Origin of the sequence: Halolactibacillus alkaliphilus (assembly GCF_900115465.1) — a bacterium.
GTDB classification, from domain to species: Bacteria; Bacillota; Bacilli; order Bacillales; family Amphibacillaceae; genus Halolactibacillus; species Halolactibacillus alkaliphilus.
This window is the reverse complement of record NZ_FOWN01000001.1, coordinates 110,770-136,949: the sequence shown is the minus strand read 5'-3', so window position 1 is coordinate 136,949 and position 26,180 is coordinate 110,770. Positions and strand designations below refer to the sequence as shown.

Sequence of the window (26,180 nt, the reverse complement as noted above, 5' to 3'; positions counted from 1 at the left end):
TGATAACGATGATTTCCGTATTATTAGTAGATGATCATGAGATGGTGCGCCTCGGTGTCTGTACATATCTTTCTACACAATCAGATATTGATGTGATTGCAGAAGCAGGGAATGGACGAGAAGGTGTGACGTTAGCCTTAGACTTAAAGCCTGACATTATATTAATGGATATTGTGATGGATGATATGGACGGAATTGAAGCAACACGCGAGATTATTAAACAGTGGCCAGAAGCTAAGGTCCTGATGATGACAAGTTTCATTGATGATGATAAGGTCTATCCTGCCTTAGAAGCGGGGGCAACAAGCTATGTATTAAAAACGACCAAGGCAAGTGACATGGCAGAAGCCATCCGCCGAACCTATGCCGGTGAATCTTTTTTTGAAGCAGAAGTCACGAGTAAAGTACTACTAAAGATGCGAAACAAACAAGAAGCATTACCACATGAGAGCCTAACCGCTCGGGAAAAAGAAGTATTACTGTTGATCGCAGCTGGAAAAACAAATCAAGAGATTGCTGATGAGCTCGTCATTGCTTTAAAGACAACCAAAGTTCATGTCAGTAATATACTGAGTAAGCTAATGGTTAACGACCGCACACAAGCAGCGATTTATGCCCATGAACACCATCTCATCAAATCATAAAGGAGAGCGACGTCATGGATAAAAAAAGTTATCTAAAAGAGTTACAGTACTATATACGCTCTTTACCAATGCATGAGCAACAACTGATTTTAGAAAATATCGAAGACCGATTTAAAATTGGCGCGCTTGAGGGTAAGGATGACCAAACATTAATTTTAGAGTTTGGACCGCCAGACCAGATCGCCTCTCATTATAGCATGCCAGTACAAGAGGCCCATCAAGAGGCGCCATTTAGGGATTCCGTTTATGATTCCCCTCGTCAAACAACCCATATGGGCCGTCTCATCGTTGTGATTATCCTTAATGTGCTGTTTATCATTGGGCCGGTCATCGGTTTTTATGGCTTTTTATTTGGAGGATGGGCCCTTATTGTGACAAGTTTATTTAGTCCCGTTATTTGGCTAGCATCCTTATTTTGGCGAAGTCCTGTTGAATTATTATCAGAAGGCTCTCTTATAGCTGTTATTACTGGCGCTGCACTTATTGCTTCATCTCTTTGGTATCAGTTATCAAAAGGCACCATCTACTTAACAAAAAAGTATATTCACGTCATAACTCAGTGGGTAAAGGGGTGATATCATGCGCTTAACTATAAGTCTTGGGATTATACTTTTGGGAGCAGGGGTAATCGGTCTTATTTTCTTCGGCATACCTTTTACAAACCTTACCGATAGTTCATCTACAATGGAGGAACAGCTCATTGATAAAGAAATAATCACATCATCTGTTACGGATATTTCTATTGATGCCAATGTTGGATCGATTAACATTCAGCCAAGTCCTGATGATGCCATCTATGTTTCAGTTAACGAAACAGCAAAAGCGCAGCTAAATATGACATTAAGTGATGATCACTTTCTGAAGCTCACCTTTAACCAATTACCTGTAGGTTGGAGAAGAGTTGTATTAAATGTCCAAAAACAGCCACATATCACGCTGTCATTGCCAGATAATATATATAACAGTATGGTGATTCGTCTTCATGTCGGAGATGTAACAGTAAATGACGTGAGGATGTCGCGCTTAGATGTACACAATCATGTCGGAAAGGTATCACTAACCAATATTGTCACCGACGAAGCGGATGTTGAAGTAAACGTCGGTCAAATTTATGTCTCTCAAGGGGCGGGAAATTGGACGGCTAACGTAAACGTTGGAAATATTGACCTTTCATTACTTGAGACGCGAGAGTATATAAACGCTGAAGTAAATCTTGGCGCTATTGCACTGGCATTCACGGAATTCACAGATGCCTATGATGCCGACTTTCGTGTTGACCTCGGTAATATACGGACAAAAGGGTTTGGTGATGCTGATTTAGATACAAATAGCGAATGGAACAAATCAGTAGGAAAAGATGGTGTTAAAGTAGAGGCTAACGTAAATGTTGGCCAAATACTTGTTGAAAAACAATGAAAAAGCGTGCTTTCTTCTGAATGAGGAAAGTACGCTTTTACCTTTTATCATTAACCTTTAAATTCAGCCACAAGACCCTGTGTTGATTTTTTCGCATCTCCAAACAGCATTCGCGTATTGTCATTAAAGAATAATGGGTTATCAATACCAGCAAATCCTGGGTTCATCGACCGTTTCATGACAATAACCGTTCTTGCTTTATCAACATCAATAATAGGCATACCATAGATTGGCGATGTTTCATCTGTTCTAGCGGCAGGATTGACCACATCATTTGCGCCAATAACAATAACAATATCAACATTTTCAATTGTTGGATTAACATCTTCCATTTCTTTTAACTGTTCATATGGCACATTAGCTTCTGCGAGTAACACGTTCATATGCCCCGGCATCCGCCCTGCCACTGGATGGACAGCAAAGTTAACTTCCGCTCCATTTTCTTCTAGCTGCGCTGCTAATTCTTGAATAGCATGTTGCGCCTGTGCTACAGCCATTCCATAGCCTGGTACAACTAACACATTACTGGCAGCTTCTAACATAAGATAAGCATCTTCAACAGAGACCGGCTTGGCTTCACCTTGAAAACCACCACCAGTACTCGCTTTAGTTGCGCCAAACCCACTAAACAAAACATTCGTTAACTTACGGTTCATTGACTTACACATAATATTCGTCAGAATAATCCCACTGGATCCGACGAGAGCACCTGCAACAATTAACACGTTGTTTGAAATAACAAAACCAGCAGCACACGCGGCCATTCCACTAAAGGAATTCAGCAAGGAAATAACGACCGGCATATCACCGCCACCAATAGGGATAACAAATGTGATTCCCAAAATGCACGCAATAACAATGGTTACTATAACTAAAATATATGAATCTACATTTAGTGATTCACGTAAAGGACCAAATAACATGGCTGCACCGATCAATGACGCAGCGATTAGTACATTCACAAATTGCTGACCAGGGTATTGAATCGCCTTACTTGGTATCTTCTCTGATAACTTACCCCAAGCTACAATCGAACCTGTAAAAGTCGCACCACCGATAACGATCGTTAAAATGATAATCAATAAAGACAGGACATTCGCTTCCATATACGTATTCGTTACCGTATAGCGGTGATACTCTGACCATCCAACGAGTAAACTCGCTGCACCACCAAAACCATTAAATAAGGCCACCATTTCTGGCATCGCGGTCATGGCAACCAGTCTAGCAGCTAATGCGCCAACAATCGAACCAGCGATCATACCAACAGCAATCCACTGCCACTCTAAAACACTTTGACTAATAAGTGCTGTCACAATCGCGATCAACATCCCAATTGCTGAGATGAGGTTTCCTTTTCTCGCCTGTTCAGCCTTTCCTAACATCTTCAGACCAAAGACAAAGAAAATCGCCGAAACAATATATAAACCATTTATTACTGTTTCATTCATCATGATTGGTCCCCTTTCTTACCTGTATTAAACATAGACAACATACGATCTGTCACCATATAACCACCGACAACATTTATCGTCGCAAAAAATACAGATAACGTTCCGAGGATAATCGTCATGACTTCACCTTCGATAACAAAGGCGCCTGAAAGACTAAGAATAGCCCCTACTACTGTGATTCCCGAAATCGCATTAGACCCTGACATTAGGGGTGTATGCAGTTGCGCTGGTACTTTAGAGATAAGTTCAAAACCTAAAAACGAAGCTAATATTAAGACAAACACGAGCATCATACCCATAAGTTACCCTCCATAAATTTCTGTTAGTCGTTCGTTTACTACTTGACCATCTTTAGTGACGAGACAGCCATTCATAATTTCATCTGATTGATCTAGTGAAATATTTTGTGTTTCTTTATTATAAAAGTGTGAAATGAGGTGATACAAGTTACTCGCATACATACTTGATGCATCAAACGCGACTTCACCTGGCAAGTTATCCATCCCAACAATATCTACACCCTCAACTGTCACTGTCTCATCAATAACCGTTCCCTCTACATTACCGCCACAACCAGCAGCCAAATCAATAATGACTGCTCCATTACGCATTTGTTTTAAGATATCTTTAGTTACAATAACAGGTGCTTTACGGCCGAATAATTTGGCTGTCGTTATGACTAAATCTGCATTCGCACAACTTTTAGCCATTGCTTGTTGTTGGATTTTTAATTGTTCTTCTGTTAAGGCATTCGCATAACCATCTTTATTTTGGCCCGTCTCACCAAGGTCTACTTTGACAAACTTTGCCCCAAGTGAGGTGACTTGTTCTTCAACAACAGGTCTTGTATCAAATGCTTCAACGCGTGCACCAAGTCGCTTTGCTGTAGCAATAGCTTGAAGACCGGCAACGCCTGCACCAATGACAAATACTTTTGCCGGTGGAATTGTACCAGACGGGGTCATCATCATTGGGAAAATCCGGTCTAATTTATTCGCACCTAACACGACAGCGACGTACCCTGCAAGGGATGCTTGTGAGCTGATCGCATCCATCTTTTGTGCTAGTGTTGTTCTTGGCAACATTTCCATACTAATGGCATTCACACCTTGTGCAACAAAGGTTTTTATACGTTCTTTATCATTGTAAGGATCTAAAAAGCTAATACATAGTGATCCTCGTTTCATTTGCTTAATATCCTCTATTAAAGGTGCATTCACCGATAAGAAGATATCTCCAGAAGCAAGGAGATGTTCTCTCTTTTCTTCTAACTGTGCGCCAGCCGCTTCAAATGCTTCATCTGTCATCATTGATGAAAGTTGGCACTCAACAGCCACTTCAATACCTTCTAATTGACACAGCTTTTTTACCGCATCTGGCACTAAAGCAACACGTGGTTCGTTACTTTCTTTTAATGCTACAATTTTCATGGGCTCTTTTCCTTTCCGTTAATGATTCTGAAGTCAATTAATCTACTTTTTAAACATTTAAGTAAAAGTCAGACAGAATTTTCAGTCAATTACATGTAAATTTATCATTGATTAGATAGCGTGTCAATGTAGTAACGAATTAAAAATGTGAACAAATGAGCAAATTTTATGAAAGTCAACCACTAGAGCCAAAAGAAGTGCCCTATCATTTTTGATAGGGCACTTCCATTATTATTAAATTTCCTTTTTTTTAATTCACACATAGCATCATTACATCAATTGAAAAACTTCATATTTACTTTCTTACCTTTTTTTTATATAACATTAACACGCTCCCCAAAGATAATGCTAACGCCCCCAGAAATATTAGGTTAAGTGTGTGGGTAGCAGTAAGAGGTAAAGTCTTATTATTAGCTATTTCTTTTTCAAAATCATTTGCGTTACTATCATTAGCGGAACTACCATTGTTTAAAGTAGTGTTTCCTTCCTCCTTTATTCCATCTGACTCTTTTTCTTGATTGTCATTTTCTAAACTTTCATCATCTTCACTTTGGTTATCTTCTACATCAGGTATTGTCTCATTAGAGTTAGCGTCTCCTAGAATCGGTACCTGCACAATCGTACTTCTGTCACTCTCTGTAGACACTTTAACAATATCATACCCATGCAGACTATCGATTTCTAAATCAACGCTACTTCCTAACGCTTGATCTGTTGGATCGTAATACGAGACAATGTAATGATCGTATTTTAATTTCATTGAATATATACCCTTTTTATTAAATGTGAAGTCATCATCTATAGAAAACGGTACATCTTCATATAAGACGATTCCCCATTGTTTCGCATCATGGTCGTATACAGCTTGAATGGTTTCATCATTCCGCAAAATTTCTATAGAATTATTTTCTACCGTCACCTGCAACTGGCTATTTGTGATATTTGGATACATGACGTAAGCATAGGCGTCATTGCTACGCTTATGTTCCTGGTAAAACATCAAAAACTCATTCGAATAGACGGTATCTGACTGTGCCGCATTAATATCTTGCCATGATCCTGATCTTGTTTCATGACTAAGCTTTAAATCAGTTTCCTCTAGGAATACATAGCCAATATTCATTTTAGAGTTACTCGGGTTACTTAAGAGAATAGAATTTACTGCTTCTAACTCTGACTGTTCAAAGTTAAAGTTTTTTATATCACCATTAACAAATAGTTCATACGTTTCGTCTTGATTTAGCTTTCGATTTTCTATCGTCGTTACAGCGAAACTATCTGTTGTTTGGTTAATACCTGAACCTAGAAACACGACTTTTTCTCCAAAAATAAACCAAGATTTCTTTGCAGTTAACGTTTCATTCCAATTAGTAAAGTCCATGGCAACTGAAGCTGCGTAATCATCAAGTTTAGTTCCACCTACAAAATCACTTGGTAGCGTCACCATACCTGATCCATCTTCGCGTTCCTTCATTATTGTTGTCGTACCAGGAAGATGATACGCATTAACTGTTGGCCAATAATTATCACTGTAATGACTTAAATCGTCATTGTAGTAGTATACCGCGCCGTCAGCAGTATGCCAGCCTCTCGCATTCTCTTTATTCATATATTCATAATTTTGTGTAGTATTTGAATACATGCTTATACCAAAGGCAAAATCACTGCTTTCATTTCGATAAACAACTTTATCCATTTCATTAAATATCGATAACTCGGTTTCTCTTTCTATAGAAGACACGGATGTATCATTCAATAAAGCTTCCATCATAGCAATATCTTTATATGAATGTAAATTATCAAAAATATTATAGTACGTATTTTGAGTAACTATAGTTTTAACGATTGCCGTTAATTTATCACGATGATCGACATTTGAAACATCCGCAACTCGCATGATTCCTCTAATAACCTCTCCACCTGCTGCGTGACTTTGAAGGTTTTGACGACTAATTGAGCGTCCTCGCGTCATATCCATCATTTGTCCTTTATACATTAAAGGTAAAAAAGCTCGATCAATAAAATCATACAATATATTCAAATCTTCTTCTACTAAAATATCCGTCTTTAACACTACTGGTAATAGTTGCGACAAACCATCAATCATTACATTACCGTATGCGCCCGTTAGCGCTACATTAACATGATCAATGTAAGATCCATCTCTAAAAAAACCTTCTCCCCCTGGAGATGCGTATTCCAAGGCTTGTCTTAATGATAAAATTGCGTCAGTGATTATAGCATCATCTTCTCTAAGAGCACCTGAAATTATTTTAACTCGACCCATGTCAATCAAATTCCCACCCAAAGCTTTAAACGGATTTCCCGTTGTTACCCTAAAATAGTATGGATCTGGAACAAATTTACTGATGGGAGCTGTGTATTTTAATACTTCTTCATGAGAAAAATAATTATTCATCAGGGTTAATGTATTATTAATGGCTCTTGGAACGCCAATCTCATAGTCCCACCAGTTACCAATAATATACGACTCTTCATTATATACATTAGCATACAGCCAATTTAAAGTATCTTTAACCATTCTTGCAGCAACTGGATCTTGATAGTATTTAGATTCACTCTGAGTTACTTGTTTCGCAACTGATTCGATTCTGCGATAGGACGCTGTTAAGTTAGCCGATACCCGGTAATCCGTTATATCTGACCATAGATAGTTCTCGTTATCTATGTGCGCTAAATATTCAGACAGTATAGACTCCACAGCCTTATCCAGTTGGGTATTTTGCTTATTCATTACCACATTTGAATCATCATAGTAATCATTACCCGCAATAATATCATTCCATTCCTTTATCATCTCATCATACGTAGATGCTTGATAAGGTATCACAGTTAATGGTATTTCTTTTATCAATACATTATTTTCATCATAAATACTTACTTGCGTCTCGCCTTTTACTAAGGGATAAATCAATCCCTCTTTATTTATAGCGATAGATTGATCCTTAATATCGTAGTTATAACTGTCAATATTCGTTATATAAATACTTGAGTCATTTAAAATGATCTCTTCCTCTAATGGAATGACCTCCTCTTCTTTAATAGAGGGAATCAACTTTATGTCATCAAAGTATACCGTACCCTTACCTGTTTCAAAAAACAATTCTACCGTAATGTTATCCGTATGTTCATGCGGTTCAAACTCTTGGATAACAGTTTGCCAGTCTGCGGTGCCTGAAAAATTTCTTGAAAACCACAGATTTACTTGATCATTTCCATTTCTCTCGTTAATTCGAACTCTAGCTAAACCAACTTTATCTTCTGTTTTGATATTAAAGGATAGTTTATACTGTTCTCCTCCAATAATGTCAAATCTCTGATTGACTGCCGCTCTAAATTCATCAGTCAAACTAGATAGTACAAGTTCCTGATTTTCATTCACTTTCGCTGTATAATCAGTTGTCTCAATATTGTTAGGAATCCATAGTCCCCAAGACTTGGGAATATCGCCTGTCCATGGTTTTTCCATTAACTGCGTGTCTGTAAAATCTCCGTTTACAATTAGATTTTTAAGCTCATCTTGATTACTATTATGTATATTCTCTACCGATGGTGCTTGTAAGCGATCTTCATTTAATTCTGCTGCTGTGACATAATAGGTCGGTATTATAGAAGTAACTATCACTACTGATGCCGTTATCATTTTCATTGCGTCTAAAATAACTTTTCTAAATGGATTTTTTTTCATCTTTTTCTCCTTTTAAAAAAAACATGACATATCAACATAAAAGTAAGCGCTTTAATTTAAGCGAAATAAAAACCTTATAACAACATCTACATGTTCAGTTATAAGGTAATCTTAGAAAATTAATACTTTGAATACGACACTCTTTCTCTGGTAAAAGATGAGGCGTAGTAAAAATTATATACCTTCACTATCCTCAGCTGAACTATTGCTATCTTCTATTTTAACGCATTCAAATAATTGAATGGCATCCTTGCCAGACGTTAACGTTTGATGGGTTAATTTATCTGCATCATTTTCCATCATTCTTAACATAGATAGTTCGAGTACCATAGATAAATTTGTGCCACCAATAACTTTAACATTGCTATATTCATTAGCAATAACCGCAGATTCTTTATAAGGTGTACCACCCGTTAAATCTGCAAGAACAATAACACCTTCATATTCATCGCGCATTTCCGCAATTTTAGAAGTTAGCTTCTTTTGTAATTCGCTAGATGACTCACCCTCTAAAAAGGGCACTGCTTCTAGGCCAATCTGTTTTCCTACAATCATTTTTGCCGAACTTCTTAAACCTAATGAAAATTCACCGTGACCTGTTATTATAATTCCAATCATTTTTACTCCCCCATACCTGTCATTTAAAAAGAAATAAGTTTCCTTAACATCAAAAACATGCTATGGAAACTTATTTTCATCAAACACTCTTTACTAGACTAAAACACCTAATAAAGAAAGTACAATTCCTGAGATAATTAATAATGCTAGTAACTTATATACGTTCCAATTACGTTTTTTAATCAAGTAAAACGCAATAATCGTCACTACTGCTGGTAATAAACGAGGCAAAATTTGATCTAATACTGTTTGAAAAGCTACAACTTGTTCTTCACCATCAATAGTAGTAGCATATTCAAGCGCCAAATTCACCCTAACAAAGTTTACGGCCAAACCAGAAATAACTGTGACACCTACGATATTTGCAGCACGAGAAATTTGGTTAATCTTTTCACTCAAAATATCAATGGCACTTGTCCCCATTTTATATCCTAAATAGCCTAAACCTGATTTGATGAAGAGGTTAGTACCAATCATTGCAAATAGAAATAGTAATGGTGCGGCAGTAATTCCACTCATAGCCATACTTGCAAAAATAGTAGAGAAAAGTGGTGCAATACCAAACTGTGAAATAGCGTCACCAATACCCGCTAAAGGACCCATTAATGCCATTTTAATACCACGAATCTGACTTGGGTCCTCACCGTGATCTAACATTGCCAATTGTAAACTCGTAACAAACGGTACTGTTTGTGGGTTAACGTTATAGAATTCAATGTTTTCTGTCGTTGCTTTTTTTAATTCCTCTGGCTTATCTTTATAAATCTTTTTTAATCCAGGAAAGATAACATTGGCATACCCTGTACCTTGATAGTTTGTATAGTTAAATCCATTTTGCAAAAAATACGAACGTAAAGTTGCTACAACATAGTCTTTTTTTGATAAATTATGTGTTCTAGATTCCATATTCATCCCCCTCTACACTATTTGATTGACCGCCAAACATTCCTTCGTTCTTTTCACGGTTATAATAATCAATTAAAGCAAAGATTAACCCAACGATAGCCACAGCCATTACCGGTAATTCAAGGTAAGCGATTGCAACATATCCTAAAAGAACGTATGGAATAACATCTTTTTTCACCATTACTGATAGGATCATAGCGAAACCAATAGCTGGTAATAAACCACCCGCTACACTTAAAGCAGTAATAATTGCTTGAGGAATCATGTCTACAAAGATACGTAATGGTTCCATGCTAAGTGCTGATAATAGAGCGATAACAAAGCCAGTTATGAAAAACCCAATAATCGTTCCGTTTGCATAAAATCTGAATTTCTTATAATTTCCTGCTTCAATAGCTTTTTTAGCAGCTTCTGGTGCTCCAGCAAATACTGTATAAATGGCTGTTTGCGTAATTTGAAACAGTACTGCAAAAGGATATGATAGCGCTAAAGCAACTTCTGGCGTTACACCTTCATTTCTAAGTGTAATAGCCATAATAGTTCCTACAATACCAGGTCCTAATGGGTTTGGTGGTACCGTACCACCTGCACCAACACCAAAGCCCATAAAGGCTAGTTCTCCGATAGCCCCCATCATTAAACCTGTTTGTACATCACCTAGAATAAGTCCGACAAAAAATGAAAGAACAATAACTCGGTTTGTGAAAATACCCAATAAAGTTCCAGCGAAGCACGCCCCTGCCATTAAAGCAATAAGTAACGCTTGTACTAATGTTATTTCCATAAGATCTCCTCCTTCATACTATTTTTTTAATGCTGCCATTAATTTTTCTAACGCATCAACATCTGGCGCCATAGGCGATGTCCTTGTGTCTAGTGTTACATTGTATTTTTCTGTTATTTCCTTTAAAGCGGCGATATCTTCATCACCAACATAAATATAATTCGAAATTTTGGTTTTACCTTCAGCATGATGAATATTACCCACATTCAATTTCTCAATCGGTACTCCACCCTGTATTAACTTAAGAGCATCTTCTGCGGTTTTTACAACTAAAAAGATATGTTGTGTTGGTGCTGCGCGATGGATAATTTCAATTGTTTTATCAATAGTGAAAAAACGCATGCCAACATCTTGAACAACAGATTTCATCAGTGATTGCTGAATAGGATCATTTGCAGCTTCATCGTTTGCAACAACACATAAATTAACACCCAGTGATTTAATCCACATTTGACCTTGTCCATGAATCAGTCTTTCATCGATACGAACCATTTTTAGTGACGGTTTAGGCATGTTAATCCTCCTCTATATTTTCGTGTAATTATTACCAATACATTTTCCATTTCTTTTTAAATCTTACTAAAGCCTCTAAGTAGAAATAATCTCCCCAGATATTACCTTCATCAACGCCTTTTCCAGAGTGCCATGAATATACCCCTGAATTAATAAGTGCTGAAATACCATCCGTTTTTTGATCTGTATAATTGTCTATTAGACTTTCCATCATAGCATGCTGAGCATATTTGTAAATAAGTTTATGGCTATTTGATTCTGGTAAATAATCATCCATTAAATTCATACCACAAATAGCGATAGCTGTGGCTGATGAGTCACGTGATTGATTAGATCCATCTGTGAAAATCAAATCCCAATAGCTGATAAAATCTTCTGGTAATCGGTTTAAATAATAGTTCGTTACAGCTTCAAATAAATTAATATTAGCAGGTTGCTCGTTATAAAAATGGTTTAAAGCTATACCATATACTAACCAACTTTGTCCGCGTGCCCAACTAGAATCATCAGAAAAACCTTGTCTTGTTTTCCCTTCGAGAGGTTCGCCTGTTTCCGGGTCGAAGTAGAATGTATGGAACGCAGATGCATCGTCTCTAATCGCATAGTGAATCGTTGATGTATAGTGCTTCTCTGCCATTTCACGATAGTGTTGTTTACCTGTTTCTTCTGTAGCCCAGTATAATAATGGAATGTTAAGAAGGCAGTCTACAATTAAGCGATAGTTATCCTTAGCCCCTAGTTCACCCCAAGCTTGAATGAATTCGCCCTTTTCTTGATATCGACTAATTAATTTATCCGCAGCCCACAACGCTGCTTCTTTTGCTTTTTCATTACCCGTTAGTTTATAAGCGCTTACACAAGAAGGAACATATAAGAATCCAAGATCATGATGATCTAGATGTACATCATCAATTAAACGTTGATGGAAGCTATCTACATGTTTTTCAGCTAATTCCTTATATTTGTTATCTCCTGTCGCCTCATAACTCAACCATAAAACACCCGTCCAGAAACCATTTGTCCACTCATCATTTTTCATTGACTGGTAGCTCTGGTTGCTTGTTGCTGGTGCTGGAAACAAGTTCCCTAACTTCAAAATGTTTTGATCAACTTTTTGTATGGCTTGCTCAATAGCTTCATCAATTTTCTTCTCTGTCAATAAACCATTCGACAGAAATCTTTCACTTGATAAAAGTGATTCCTTTTCAATTTTTTTCATAAAAACATCCCTTCCTTACTTAACGTGTTAACCGGTTATCATTATAATACTTCATTTTTCTTTATTTGTAAACGCATTCTTTATAAGTTTTTTAAAAAAATTCATCTGCTTGGTTAGAATGAATATTTCCCCTCTTTTAACTCAAAGAAATCTTATCATTTTCTAATGATTACCTACTGTCAAATACGCACCTAAACTTCACAAGCAAATAACAAGCCGATACCCATCAGACATCAAAAAACGGAGTAGCAGAGCTACTCCGTGGCTATTAATAACGTGTGATTTTGGTTATTATTCAATTAGACTCAGATGAATTACTCATTTAAGCCAACCTGAACTACTTAAATGAACATCCCCCCACTTGATTCTAATACTTAATGTGATGACCATACACTTCCATCTCAGTAAGTGCTGGGAATGGGGATTCGTCATCATTTTTTATTAGGTTTTTCAAAGTAACTTTAGACGTCAGCCTGCTATCTAACTCGAAAAATTGTCTTCCCATAGCGTTAGTTGTTTGTAAAAGTAATTGTGTGCCATCATCAAATTCTAACGTAACATGTGTCCAGTAACTATCGTGAGGATAATCTCCACGTAAAACAAGCGCAATTTTATCTACCATCACGTCTTTTCCAAAATCAATCGTGATTTCAGCATCTTCCTGGCGATTAATCCCCCATGATTGATACGGATATGACCCATGGTCTTCATTTGCTATCATTCCATCAATCGCGTTCCGAGCGAAGAATGTGGCATCATCTCTTGTTTCAACATTTGCGAAGGCATGTGGATAAGCACCTGTATCATTTTTTTGGTCATGTGCATTCAATGCCAGATTCCTATATTCAAAAATTTCTTTTTCAGTAGCATAAGTCGCTGTAAGGTAGTGTCTATCTCCTGAGAAAACATTTGGCGAATAAGCCTTTTTTAAATTCTCTTCTAAAATAACAGGGTATTCCCAGCGCGTAGTTTTTAATAAAACTAAACTTTTAGGTATTGCTGCGTCTAATTTAACCCACACAAATCTACCCGGATTATCTGTTTCAATAACTATTTTCTCTCCCTGCTGATACTCTCTACGCTTTAGCGCAAGATAGGTATCATTGTCGTTAGATCTTTCTTCTAAAATATCGCCTAACTCATTTTCTAATTTAATTGTAATCATCTTTATCCCTCACTTATTTTAATTTAATCCTATTATTGTTTTCATCGAAAGCTGTTATTTTACCGTAGAAGAATTGATTATTTTCCGTTTTAAATAACTTGTTACCTTTTACTACGTCGTTAAATATAAAATAAACATCTAAATATTTTGTTGATTCTCCCAGAACTCTAATACCTGTGCCATCGAAATACGTTTCTGTTTCAGATCCGTTTTGTTTCACATCTAACTTTTCAAATCTAATGTGGTCGTGCAGGGAAATCATGGTTAGGTTATTTACTTGACCATTTATCACTTTCGACTTACTAACAACTTGCGTATGTGCACTTAACTGATTATATACGTTTGAGCGCTGTTGTTCTCTCAACCAATAGGTTTGATTTGGTAGGACAAGCCGACCAGAAAATGATGATGTATGAAACGCTAATGGTTTACCTACATTATCTTCTATACGACAGCCTTCGTTAAAGTTAAAAGTCGTTGTAAGTTCTTCTCCATTGCCTCGATAAGAGTCATAAATGAGTATAACCCCGAACTGTTCAAGTATGACCACATCTCTCGCATAAAAGCTCGTTTGTTTTGAATACTTAGAATTTAACACCCAAGCATTTGAAAACAAATAACCTAGATCGTTTTTTTCAGCTTGCTGGAAAACAGGCTGCGGTAGTTGCTCATATCCCCAAGAATCACTAATAATTGTCGACTGATCACCCTCATCAAAAATCGTATTATGTGCTTCTGGTGTTTTAAGCCTTAGTCTAACAGGGCTCTCAGTATAACTGAAACGACCTCCATCAGAAATAATCTCTTGGTTTAAATAATTTAACGTAAAGCTTCCGTTTGAGGCATGCCCATGAGAACTCCCATGCCACCCATTAAACAAAGTAAAGTATATCCCTTCAGTTTTGAGTACGCTAAAACCACTCTTTTCGCCTTTAAACAGTGCCGGTAGCTCTACCTGATCACACGGTTCATCCTGAGAGTACTTGTGACCTAAATATAAATCACAACGGTTGTTTCTCGTTTTAGGTAGAAAACCCATTCCTCTATAAATATTATAAACATATGCAAAGTTTACGTAATCGCTATCATTTAATGGACTTAAATAATCATCAGCGCCGGCCATATAATGAGCAGCTTTTATAGGCAACGCTAATTCTGACCTTAAGTCGATAGGTAACACGATATCCAAATACTCTGACACTTGTAATATATAGCAAAAATTCGCAACAACTTCATGATGATACAGCGGGCTCACTTCCCAGTGCACACCATCTGAATAAAATTGCAACTCAAGTTGATGGGTTAAGTGAAACCATACCCAATTATGTTCAGACTCAGTAAGTTTTCCAGGAAATATCAGATCGTACACAGCTATTCCACTAAGGGCTAAAACCCCCCAATTACTTAAGCGGTATTTATCAATATACGACCGCTGCAGAAATGATATGTGTTTTTGGATTGATTCATCCATCACCTCTAAAAGACGTGTTGATATTTTGTCCAAAGAAAGATACGTTAAACTTTTCATCCAATTCATTAATCTAATACCGGCATCTATTGGTCGCCAAGATAGTTTATTTGAGTCATTAGGTTCTCCGTTTTCTTCAACAAAACCAAATATAATACTTTCCCATTTTTCAAAGTACTGGTTATCTTTTGTGATTGAAAAAGCAATAGCCAAGTCAACCATAAACCCTTGCCTACTTAACATAAATGTCCATTCAGGATCGTTTTCAGGATAGCTATTCCACTTATTACCTGAAAAAGAATAGGGAGTGTGACAAGCTTCCATATCAAACGAATCCGTAAACACAATTTTGTCATCTAGAAGATAGTTTGCTCTAGTTAAAATTTCTTCAATCTCACTTCTGTTAAATTGCTTAACATTATAAGCCCATTCATTTTCAAAAAACTGCTTTTGGTACGCCTCAAGATTTCTTAGGTTCAATATGAAACACTCCATTTCTATCAATAAGATAAGCACCCATTGTATATAAGACCACACATTAAAACTCAAAACGTTAACACGTTAACTTGTTACAGTAAATCTTACTAGATTTTCTCCAAGCTGTAAACCTTTTATCTAATATCGATCTACTTCTTCAATTTTGATAGAACTTATGTCGTAATATCAATGTGATAATACTCTGGATCAATAAAACTTCTTGTATACTCTACTATTTGATTTTCTGCATTCTTCGTTAGTTTTTCAATATCAAAATATGCTATTTTAAATATATCCTTGTAGTGCTCCTTTATATAATCTTGAATTAACACTAATTTTTCATCATCCTTCTCGATATTCGTTACATTTATAGATATATCCGCATGTAAGTCTGATGTATCTTGAAGTAGCTGCTTTGTGACACTTCCTCCTTGCCTAATATTCTCTATTCCCTCATCTGTCACATACTTATTTAATAAGTAACGATTCTGTATTTTCCACGGTGTTCCATTGATATAAGCTATTTGAGTAATGTGAATGAGGGGCTCTTTTCCCGTAAGATCACCTAACTTTTTAGCTAGTGCATCATTTGTAAGTGGATATTTAATAATTGTCTCTGTATTTTCAATAATCTTTTTATCTTTAATCTTTTCAGACGGGAAACTTTCACTGAACAACACTTTTCGTTTGACCATATTCCTTCTTACATATGTGCCTTTCCCCTGTATTCGGATTAAGTAGCCCTCACTTACTAGGTTGTTTAATGCTTTAACAACTGTCGTATTACTTACCTCATACTTACTTCTTAAATCAGCCTCTGAATATATCTTATCTCCAGGTAAAAAAACGCCTTCAACTATCTTTTGCTTGATATCTTGTTCAATAATTTCGTATTTAGCTGCCATTGCTAATTCTCTCCTCCATTCACCTGATTATCATCTTAATTTAACAACATTATAAAGCATTTAAACTTTTTTTAATATTCGTAATACCTCTTTGCACTAACAATAATAAAAACACCGATTACATAACGATATGAGTATATACTTTCTCCTTAGGTAGGATAGGGATTAATAGCCATACAAAACATTGTCTTCTCATTGGTTAGCGTTAAGTCGTAACAGTTGATTACTTAGCTTTATTACTATTAAAGCCCGCTCCACCTTATCAGAGTTTCTGTGTTTTAAGTTTAACTAACCTTAGTACGGTTGTCTAGATATGATTAAACACTTTCTAGTAATTGAAAAACGACCAATATATTAGTATTGGTCATTTTTCTTTTCTTACAAAGAGCAATTAACTTCTTTAATCATCTTAGAGTTTACCATCTATAATACCTAACAGAAAAGGTATTGCATCTTTACATGTAGGTATCACCATCAAACTATAAAAGTAGATAAGCAATGATCGAACCCATACTACCGTATAAAAGAGCAAATACACTATTACTATAGGTAATACGGTATGGGTTAAGCTCCAGATTAAGTGCCGTTAAAGTCACCACAAGCCCGTATGTGCCTAAGGTTAACGTTGACACAGCACTTGTTACTAATACAATAGCTATACTGAGAGGGTTATATACACTCAGTAACGTTGTAAGCACACTACCAAGTATTCCTATTGTTGCTATCGGATGAATGCCGAACATACTTAAAAAAATAAACGTTAATTGTATGCCGAAAAACACAACCAGCGGGTAATGCGCCACTGTAAGCATGGGTTGCTGAATAGTACCTAATATACTTGCTTCAGCTATACTGTGCGAAAATAAAGAAAGTGAGATAAATAATATAATAAAGTTCTGCATTGCGTTAGTTTTATCTTTCCAATTATTCCAGCCTATTACTAAAAATGATTTTCTTCTTTTCATTATTACGGCCCAGGCATATGAAAACGGAAAAATAATCAACGTCACAACAAGTGAAAAATTATGAATAAAGACATTTCCAATTATAATAACCAGTATTAAAAAAAGCACCAGTGCAGCTACTAATGACAGTATGTCCCTCGCTATTTTTTTATAGTTCGTGTTCATTTGTCTTAGGTGATCTTTAGGACTATATGAATGTTTTTTGAAGTGAAACCTTCCCCAAGTAGCATCTATTATAAAAACACTAGCGACAATTAGCAATAACCAAGGTAACATGGCTACATAAGATACACCTGTTACAACAATGGATGTGGCTAGTAATATTTCTAATGGGCTCCATAGGAGTGCCAAGGAAAATCCTCGTAAGGTAGACATACTAATAAAAGACTTTTTTATTTTATCATCAACATGGGCTAAGTTTTCTTTTAAGACTTGCTGGGATATCGTAGCTGCAGATAGGTTAAGAAAAGCTGCTAATGTTAGGGTGATTGCAGAGCTTCGCACATAAAGTTTACCTAGGTCTGAAACATTAATACCTATTAATGTGTTGATACTACGATCAAATCGCCCACTTCTAACAACGCTATTCATCCAAGGTAACATGGCTAACAATGCAAGTAAAGATATATTATTAGTTAATATAGCGGGTAAGTCAAAGATTGAGCTTGCTGATGACAAATAAAGACCTCCACCTATTAACATAAAAAAACCACTTAATATCTTAAATAACCTTGATGCACTAGGATAAGATACTATCACCATTAAAATCGCCAATAACCCTACTATATAGTTTAGCTTATCACTATTTAAAAATAGATTTATAATATGCGCTATAAATACAAACGAATAAAAAACATACATATGTTTAAACACAAAAACTCGCTTCATTTTACTCTCCTTCTGAATTTTTATGGAATGATTGGTTAAAAATACATTCACATAGTTATATTATATGACTAGTACTTGTTGCATAAGTATCTTAGGTCCTCTATCATTGTACATAATATAAGTTAGTTTTTCTATATAAAAACAAACTTTCCTAATAAGAAAAAATAGAGCGCCAATGTCTTTCTTACAGGATTAAACAGAGGGGATTAGGAACTGCACAGAAGTAAAGATGAATATGCATATTTTCTATTTAAAGTCAGTGTAAAGATAATAACAAACACTTGACCTTAAAAAACTATCGTGCCTTTTATTTTATTCTCTCGGTTTACTTTCAAAGATTGAGCGATCATTGAACTATCCCCACCTAACATTCAAGTGAATGTTTTAGGAAGGTATCTTCCTGCTCTAAAATGATAAAAAAGCTATTATTAAGTCGAAAATGTTTGCTATACTAATAAAAAAGACTATAAAAAAACGGGGGCTTGGACATGACTAAATCAAAGCAACTATATGGCGGTGTATTGATAAAGGCCGATCATATACTTGAATATTTATCGCGACAAAACCAACCAAAGAGATTAAATGAAATAGCCAAACAGACGGAATTGACTAACTCTACTGCACTAAAAATTTTAAATACACTACTTTTGATTGGCTATGTGCAAAGAGATCCTGATACAAAAACATATAGTTTAGGTCCGCGTTTAATTAAATACGCAAACAAGAGCCTTCACCAAATAAGTATTAAACAACTCGCTCAACCACATATAGAATTATTACAAAAAAAGACTGAAGAAACTGTACACCTAGGTATCAATGAACTTAATAACATTATCTATATATCAAAAATTGAAAGTAAAAAACCTGTTTCTCTATACTCTGAAATAGGTAAAACGATTCCGCTGTATTGCTCAGCGATGGGAAAAGCCATTCTTGCTGAATTTTCAGATGAAGAAATTGAAGCATATATAGATAATACGACGTTTGTTCAATTTACTGAGAATACCATTATAACCAAAGAACAGCTCTATAATGAGATTTCAAAAATTAGAAACAAGGGCTTCGCATTTGATGACGGTGAGCATGACCTCGAAGTTTTTTGTATTGGTTGTAGTATAACAGGTTCGGGTAAAAACTATGGTGCTATCAGCGTGAGTCTACCTAAATACAGATTAACTGATGACGTCTTAAAAGATTTAATCAACAATATTATTGATTGTAAAAATCAGATTTTGTCTGAGCTGACCTAACTATAATTTCAAAGTATCCAAAGAGTCTCTGAAAACCCACATCATTCACTTAAACAATCTAAAGCTAATTAAGATAATACCCGTGCAGGCAACATATTTATTGTAGATATGAAATTAAATTTTAATCCGACAAACCATGTTAGTCTCAAGTTATACGATTACCCCTTTCACACTAAAGAAATTAAAAGTGAATGAAGATATTACAACGAATAAATTAAAGCCATAGTTTGATAACTACAAATAGCTAAAAGTGTTTTTGTGTGGTTTGACCTACGTCAGTATATACGTTTCAACACAGTTTTAATTCAGGTACCATAAATTTTAATTTTTTCATCAAATCATATATAAATACCGCTATCCTCATTGGAGAATAGCGGTTTGATTGTTTATTAAGAAATGTTATGACCAAAAACTTCAATTTGTGTTAACGCTGGAAATGGTGATTCGTCCTCAGCCTTAATAAGTTCCTTTAGTTCTAACCATTTAATTTTCTTAGGTGGGAAATTTATCGTCTGAGGTTCTAATAGTTTTTCTAAACCTATAGATTCAGAAGAGCCATCCGAAAAAGAAATAGTTGCATGCGTCCAGTAACTATCGTGTGGATAATCACCTCTTAAAACTAGACTGATTTTATCAATAATCACCAACCGTCCAAAATCGATTTTTATACATGCATCTGCTTGTTGATTAATCCCCCAAGATTGATAAGGATAGGGACCGTGATCCGTATTAGCAATTACACCGTCTATTGCATTACGAGCGAAGAAAGTAGAATCATTTCTTGTTTCGACATTTGCACTAGCATGTGGATATGCACCAGAATTGTTTTGTTGATCATGTGGATTAAGGGCCAAGTTTTGATATTGTGAAATCTCATGCTCCTCAGCCTTTCGAACGGATATATAATGCTTATTTCCCGAAAAGGCTTTAGGAGAATACGCTTCTCTCGCCTTGTTACTCAGAGGAATATGATATTCCCAAACGTAATCTTTCAAATAAATCAAAGAAGGATTTAGCGCTTCGTCCAATTGGACAATAAGGTATTGACCCTTTTCTCCTGTAGTTACTTGAATACAATCTCCCTCTTCGTAAGAGCCAATGTAATCCAGATACGCTCTCCTAGAGAGAAGTTTCTCTTTCTTTACTTTGTTATGTTTGTTAATAACAGCTATTTTTATATCCATACTATACTCCCACCTTTTAAACTTTATTTACTTTCATGATCTTTGATCAACTAAAAACCCTCTAAATTAAGTCATGTGTCCATAAATAAACCTAAATTCCTTTTCACTTATATTTCCACTTTGATTAAATTACAAGATATCACACCTTTACAAAAGGTGTCTATCAAATAAAGCTAACAGGTAAAAATAGTGCACGTACGTCTAAGATTTTTACATATCTAACTTTATTTAGCCTGTTAGAATTAGCAGTATAGAGCTTACCAAAAGGAGGTTACTCAATTGACTAATATTTTCGAACTACTTGACATCGATTCTCCAGATTTTACAAAGATAAAAGAGCTATTAAATGAAAACAAAGAAGAAAGAGCCCTCTCTTTACTAAAAGAGCATTTTCTTAATAGAAAATATCCTAGAATGGGATTTGATACTTCAGAAAAGGATAAGTTAATTGCCCTGTCTAAAGATGATTTTCCAGATAAAGTAACGCATGTTGTAAAAGTTGCTGAACAATTAGTAAATAAAACTTTTATATTTCAAGAAGCCTGGGACATGGAAAAAACATCTATTCCCGTTACATTTAATCAAGAGATAGATTGGCGCTACATTCCTTTAGATGATCCGGAATGGACCTACATGCTAAACAGACACCGTTTTCTTATCCCTTTGGGGAAGGCCTATGTTATAACAGGTGATGAGAAATATGCAGAGACCTATTTTGATATTATCACTAACTGGATTTATTCCAATCCTAAAGAAACCTCTCCCCTTGCTTGGCGAACAATAGATGTTGGATTGAGAATTAGTAACTGGATTAAATCTATTTATTTATTTAAAGAGAGTGCTTTTTTCACTCCAAAGATATTTAGTACATTGCTGGTATCCTTATATCAACAAGCCAAATACTTAGCAGATAGCTTCAGTAAATGGAATTACATTAGCAATTGGGGAGTGCTTGAAAGTAAGGGGCTATTTGATTTTTCAATATTCGGTATTGATTTTAAAGAGGCTAATGACTGGTACGATATTAGTCAGTATCGCCTTGAAGAAACAGCTCGAATCCAGGTAATGAAGGATGGTATACACTGGGAGCAATCACCAATGTATCATAACGAGGTATTATTGTCTTATCTCGGTATGCTTCACCTTAGTAAAATCAATCAGCTAAAAGTTAGCAGTCATCTAGTTGAAACGATTAAAAAGATGGCCTACGCAAATATGTACATGACCAAACCTAACTACCACCAACCCATGAAAGGAGATAGTGACTCGATTGATACAAGAGACCTTATCACTATGTCCGCAAGTATTCTTGAAGATGCGACCTTAAAATCTAGAGGATATTTAAAAATGGATTTTTCTAACATTTGGTGTTTAGGCGTGCAGGCCGCAGAACAATATGAAAAAACAGAGGCCATTGAGCCGAAAAAATCATCTAAGAGTTTCGAGCATTCCGGAAATTTCTTCATGAGATCTGGCTGGAAAACTACTGATTTGTATTCATTTTTTCATTGTGGGCAATTGGGTGGTGGACATGGTCACGCTGATCTCTTGCACTTTGATATTTATGCCTTTGGTAAAGATCTGCTAACAGACAGGGGACGATTCAATTATAGTAATAATTCTAAGTATAGACTTCAACTAAAACAAGCAAGTGCTCATAATACGACACTTGTTGATAACATAGATTTTACTGAATGTACTGATTCTTGGGGGTACAGTAAAATTGCTTCTCCTTTACATACATTGTACAAAAGTGAGACTTTCTTCGATTATGTTGAGGCTAGTCATGATGGATATCTCCATTTAGAGGATCCTGTATATGTCAGGAGAAAAATGCTATTTATCAAGCCTTTTTATTGGTTATTAATCGACGAATTCACTTGCAAAGAATCTCATAAATTTACACAAGTCTTTAATTTCCCACCTGGAAAGATTAATATTGATAGTCAAAAGAAGATTTGTTCAACACAAAACAAAGAAGTACCAAATCTACTCATAATACCATTAAGTTGTACTGAAATGGAGATTACTAACTCTCAAATGCCAATCTCTTTTGAGTATAATAAAGTTGAACAAAGTGAAAACGTTCAATATCATCTTAAATCTAATGGATCAGCTATAATGAGCCAGCTCCTATATCCAGTCAAAGAAAATGAACATTTATTTCCAAAGATTATAGAGGTAGATGTGTATGACATAGCCGATAATTTAGTTTCAAAAAACGAGGCACAAGCGTTTAAATTGGAGATCCCCTCTTTAGATGAGGAACACCTGATATTAAATTGTAAAAAATCTCCTTCTTTGCACGCCATGTCTTACGTAATTGATGGCATTCAAGTATTCGGGGAGCTCGTCTTAGTAAAAAGAAAAGGATTGGTTGAGGAGATTATTGTTATCAAATAAGCCTAAATTTTCAAAGTTTATTATTTTTTATAATAACTTTTTGTTTGTACCATTGTATTTCATCAAGAATCACAGCTGCACCAAGAGCATAAAGTAGTAGCAATCACCACAATAATATGCTAGCGCTTTCTTTTTTTGCTGCTGATAGGTGAATTAATTAATACACGCATCCAATATTTAACTGTTTAAAAAAGCGCCTATAAATATTTACACATATATAAATTTAGTAAAAGGAGATTGATAAGCATGACATACTCAAAAGCAATTGATAATACATTAAGAAAGACAAAAGCTAATATTAGTAGATTCAATGGACTATTCCCTCACGTGAGTGAGGGAGGTAAATACTCTTTAAATGCTAACGAAGATTGGACAAATGGCTTTTGGTCGGGAATACTATGGCTTAGCTATGAGTACAGTAATGACAATGTGTTTAAAGTTGCCGCGCAAGAAACTGTCGACAGTTTCAGAAACCGGTGGGAAAATAATATTGTCTTAGATATGCATGATATCGGCTTTTTATATACACCTTCCAGCTTAGCGCAATGGAAAATAGAAGAAAAAGAAGATGCAAAAGAACTAACCATTGCTGCCGCAGATAAACTGATGCAGCGCTACAGACCAAATTTGAAAATATTTCAAGCATGGGGACCTAAGGATGATCCGGATAACGGTGGAAGAATTATTATAGACTGCTTAATGAATATGCCTCTATTATTTTGGGCTAGCAAAGAAACTGGAAATCAAAAATATAAGGAGGCAGCCACGCAATTTGTTGACATTGCACGTAAATTCCTTATACGCGGCGACAACTCATCTTATCATACATTTTATTTTGATCAAAAAACTGGAGATGCCGTAAAAGGAGCGACAGCTCAAGGTTATCAAAATGGCTCAACTTGGTCCAGAGGACAATCGTGGGCAATTTATGGCTTTGCATTAGCCTATTATTACACCAAAGATTCCTCATATTTGGAGACATCTATTAAAACCGCTCAGTATTTTGTTAAGCAATTGCCTGAAAACTATATTGCTCCTTGGGATTTCGATGCACCTACTAATTCAGATACTAAACCCGATAGTTCAGCGTGTGCAATCGCTGTTTGCGGGATGCATGAACTCAGTAATTTACTAACTTCTGACCATCCAGAAAAAGGGTTTTTAGATAGCTCCATACATCACATTATGGCAGCTTTAATAAAAGAGTGTGAAACACAAGATAATGAACAAGGATTACTAGACCATGGTTCATATAGTGTGCAAGAAAATATTTCTCCAGATGATTTCGTTATATGGGGCGATTACTTTTATTTAGAAGCATTAATGAGACTCGAAAAGAAACACAGAGGTTATTGGACAGTTTAATGGTCAGTTGATTGTTATGTTAACGTAATTCGGTTCTCTGTCAAATATGGTGGTACCTAAAACACCACTCATTTGATTAATATTAGTCGAGGTAGTATCCGCCATACTTGACTTCAGTAACGACCATGACGAGTTACCTTGTGTGGGATGGTCATTTTAGTGCCTTTGAAGCACCCTCCGCCCCCTAAGCCTATCATGGTCGTTTTCTTCTAGCTCTTTGTCAAATAGGGTTGGTGAGAATTTCCAACCAATAATTTCAAGCTTATATTTCACAGGTTTAGGCTTATTTTATGCAGCTGAAACATATGTTTTATTTTGTGACTTTTTCTCCCCTGGTTCAACTGGTTTTTACGCAAAAGAATTCGGCTCTTATAGTTCTTGAAATTACGATAACCATATGTGACGCGATTTAAGACTTTAATTTTATTATTAATACCTTCAATGCGGCCGTTATTATAAGTATAATTAAAGTTGTTTTGAATATGTGGTAAATGTTCACATAACGTCTTTATACTCGATTTCATATAACTAGAAATATTTGCATCAAGTTTTTCCTTCACGATCTCTTTGAGATCGTCAAAGTTCCTATCATCAAAAACTTTAAAGAAACACCGGAGTAAGTCATAGTTTGCTTTTAGTTCATCAAAATAATCTAACATGGTATAGTGCTTGTACTCGTTACTTGAAAGGTCTTCACAAAGCTTTAGTATTAGTCGCCAGTATTTCTTTTAGTCCTAGCCGTTTATGGTAAAACACTTAAGCACCTCTGATAACGTTTAATAAAACTCAATTTTTCCATAAATGTTGCCTGACATGACTTACAGTTATATCGGCGCTACTTTATGTATAATGTTAATGGCTTATGAAGACCACAAATCGATCCGACTTTTTGTTTGAAATACGCGTAACCTTTCTTGTAAGTGCTTTATACTTCGGACATTTTTGTGTTTTTACCTTCGTTGTTACCCATGCTTGTAACTTTGACTTTGATTCATCCACATCCCATAATTCCACATGCTTATCTTCAATTCCTAACAATTTTATGATAAACTTGTCTTGCACTTGTACCCCTCATTTCTCTATTTTTTTCGTCGATTATAGTTTAAAAAATGAGGGGTATAAGTGTATTCTGTGATATAGGCTAATGTCAGTTCAAAGGGTACCACCACATTTAGTACAGAGCCAGTTTTTTGTCTCATATCTGAGTTTTTAATCAATACAAAAACCGCTATTTATCAATGTTTATAGCGGATTATTACGAAGTATCATTATAAAATTCAGATGTTACTAGCCTTTGCTAAACTTAAAAGTTTAACAAAGGCTAGTTTCGTACAGACTTGCATTACATTTTAACTTATACACTTAATAAAAAATACATTATTTTGCTATATAACCTTTTCGATACTTAATACAATAA

At 35.6% G+C, this 26,180-nt stretch carries 21 protein-coding genes and 1 pseudogene; 6 read left to right on the top strand and 16 right to left on the bottom strand.

The window, feature by feature from the left end:
- The first annotated feature begins 8 nt into the window (after positions 1-8).
- The 3 genes from BM163_RS00570 to BM163_RS00560 are packed head-to-tail and all read left to right on the top strand — an operon-like array spanning position 9 to position 2,060.
- Complete coding sequence (locus BM163_RS00570; RefSeq protein WP_089799122.1) at positions 9-644, top strand: response regulator; 636 nt, start codon at positions 9-11, stop codon at positions 642-644.
- A 14-nt stretch (positions 645-658) separates the two neighbouring features.
- Positions 659-1,219 (top strand): DUF1700 domain-containing protein, encoded by a 561-nt coding sequence (locus BM163_RS00565; RefSeq protein WP_089799120.1) that lies wholly within the window; start codon positions 659-661, stop codon positions 1,217-1,219.
- Between the two features lie 4 nt (positions 1,220-1,223).
- Complete coding sequence (locus tag BM163_RS00560; protein WP_089799118.1) at positions 1,224-2,060, top strand: DUF4097 family beta strand repeat-containing protein; 837 nt, start codon at positions 1,224-1,226, stop codon at positions 2,058-2,060.
- Between the two features lie 50 nt (positions 2,061-2,110).
- On the opposite strand, the gene BM163_RS00555 is transcribed toward BM163_RS00560, so the two are convergent.
- From BM163_RS00555 to BM163_RS00495, 13 genes are all read right to left on the bottom strand, one after another.
- Positions 2,111-3,514 carry an NAD(P)(+) transhydrogenase (Re/Si-specific) subunit beta gene (locus BM163_RS00555; RefSeq protein WP_089799116.1) on the bottom strand — a complete coding sequence of 468 codons (1,404 nt, stop codon included), beginning with the start codon at positions 3,512-3,514 and terminating at the stop codon, positions 2,111-2,113.
- Positions 3,511-3,813, bottom strand: a complete 303-nt coding sequence (locus BM163_RS00550; protein WP_089799114.1) for an NAD(P) transhydrogenase subunit alpha part 2 — start codon at positions 3,811-3,813, stop codon at positions 3,511-3,513. Before BM163_RS00550 ends, BM163_RS00555 begins: the two co-directional genes overlap by 4 nt.
- A 3-nt stretch (positions 3,814-3,816) precedes the next feature.
- The gene (locus BM163_RS00545; protein WP_089799112.1) at positions 3,817-4,944 is read right to left on the bottom strand and encodes an NAD(P) transhydrogenase subunit alpha; all 1,128 of its coding nucleotides are present in this window, start codon (positions 4,942-4,944) and stop codon (positions 3,817-3,819) included.
- 295 nt (positions 4,945-5,239) lie between these two features.
- On the bottom strand, positions 5,240-8,608 hold the full coding sequence (locus tag BM163_RS00540; protein ID WP_177200246.1) for a polysaccharide lyase 8 family protein: 3,369 nt from the start codon (positions 8,606-8,608) through the stop codon (positions 5,240-5,242).
- A 219-nt stretch (positions 8,609-8,827) separates the two neighbouring features.
- The gene (locus BM163_RS00535; RefSeq protein WP_089799108.1) at positions 8,828-9,271 is read right to left on the bottom strand and encodes a PTS sugar transporter subunit IIA; all 444 of its coding nucleotides are present in this window, start codon (positions 9,269-9,271) and stop codon (positions 8,828-8,830) included.
- A gap of 93 nt (positions 9,272-9,364) precedes the next feature.
- Entirely contained in the window at positions 9,365-10,177 is an 813-nt protein-coding gene (locus BM163_RS00530) for a PTS system mannose/fructose/sorbose family transporter subunit IID (protein WP_089799106.1), read from the bottom strand.
- Entirely contained in the window at positions 10,167-10,961 is a 795-nt protein-coding gene (locus BM163_RS00525; protein ID WP_089799104.1) for a PTS mannose/fructose/sorbose/N-acetylgalactosamine transporter subunit IIC, read from the bottom strand. The genes BM163_RS00530 and BM163_RS00525 overlap by 11 nt, the downstream gene beginning before the upstream one ends.
- Positions 10,962-10,979: 18 nt before the next feature.
- Positions 10,980-11,474, bottom strand: a complete 495-nt coding sequence (locus BM163_RS00520; protein WP_089799103.1) for a PTS sugar transporter subunit IIB — start codon at positions 11,472-11,474, stop codon at positions 10,980-10,982.
- 31 nt (positions 11,475-11,505) lie between these two features.
- Positions 11,506-12,693: a glycoside hydrolase family 88 protein gene (locus BM163_RS00515; RefSeq protein ID WP_089799101.1), complete on the bottom strand. Its 1,188-nt coding sequence runs from the start codon at positions 12,691-12,693 to the stop codon at positions 11,506-11,508.
- A 367-nt stretch (positions 12,694-13,060) separates the two neighbouring features.
- Positions 13,061-13,858, bottom strand: coding sequence for a hypothetical protein (locus tag BM163_RS00510; protein ID WP_089799099.1), 798 nt, complete (start codon positions 13,856-13,858; stop codon positions 13,061-13,063).
- Between the two features lie 13 nt (positions 13,859-13,871).
- Positions 13,872-15,806, bottom strand: coding sequence for a heparinase II/III family protein (locus BM163_RS00505; RefSeq protein ID WP_170243593.1), 1,935 nt, complete (start codon positions 15,804-15,806; stop codon positions 13,872-13,874).
- A 170-nt stretch (positions 15,807-15,976) separates the two neighbouring features.
- Complete coding sequence (locus BM163_RS00500) at positions 15,977-16,708, bottom strand: GntR family transcriptional regulator (RefSeq protein WP_089799096.1); 732 nt, start codon at positions 16,706-16,708, stop codon at positions 15,977-15,979.
- A 479-nt stretch (positions 16,709-17,187) separates the two neighbouring features.
- Positions 17,188-18,561 carry a hypothetical protein gene (locus tag BM163_RS00495; protein WP_089799093.1) on the bottom strand — a complete coding sequence of 458 codons (1,374 nt, stop codon included), beginning with the start codon at positions 18,559-18,561 and terminating at the stop codon, positions 17,188-17,190.
- 488 nt (positions 18,562-19,049) lie between these two features.
- On the opposite strand from BM163_RS00495, the gene BM163_RS00490 reads away from it, so the two are divergent.
- Complete coding sequence (locus BM163_RS00490; RefSeq protein ID WP_089799091.1) at positions 19,050-19,811, top strand: IclR family transcriptional regulator; 762 nt, start codon at positions 19,050-19,052, stop codon at positions 19,809-19,811.
- 389 nt (positions 19,812-20,200) lie between these two features.
- Here BM163_RS00490 and BM163_RS00485 read toward each other — a convergent pair whose 3' ends face one another.
- On the bottom strand, positions 20,201-20,995 hold the full coding sequence (locus BM163_RS00485) for a hypothetical protein (protein ID WP_089799089.1): 795 nt from the start codon (positions 20,993-20,995) through the stop codon (positions 20,201-20,203).
- A 279-nt stretch (positions 20,996-21,274) separates the two neighbouring features.
- Between BM163_RS00485 and BM163_RS00480 the strand changes: the two genes are divergently transcribed.
- Positions 21,275-23,398, top strand: a complete 2,124-nt coding sequence (locus tag BM163_RS00480; RefSeq protein WP_089799087.1) for an alginate lyase family protein — start codon at positions 21,275-21,277, stop codon at positions 23,396-23,398.
- 246 nt (positions 23,399-23,644) lie between these two features.
- The gene (locus tag BM163_RS00475; protein ID WP_089799085.1) at positions 23,645-24,763 is read left to right on the top strand and encodes a glycoside hydrolase family 88 protein; all 1,119 of its coding nucleotides are present in this window, start codon (positions 23,645-23,647) and stop codon (positions 24,761-24,763) included.
- A gap of 269 nt (positions 24,764-25,032) precedes the next feature.
- On the opposite strand, the pseudogene BM163_RS14160 reads toward BM163_RS00475, so the two are convergent.
- Positions 25,033-25,479, bottom strand: a pseudogene (locus tag BM163_RS14160) (transposase); the annotation flags it as partial.
- 136 nt (positions 25,480-25,615) lie between these two features.
- The gene (locus tag BM163_RS00465) at positions 25,616-25,825 is read right to left on the bottom strand and encodes a hypothetical protein (RefSeq protein WP_089799080.1); all 210 of its coding nucleotides are present in this window, start codon (positions 25,823-25,825) and stop codon (positions 25,616-25,618) included.
- Positions 25,826-26,180 lie beyond the last annotated feature (355 nt).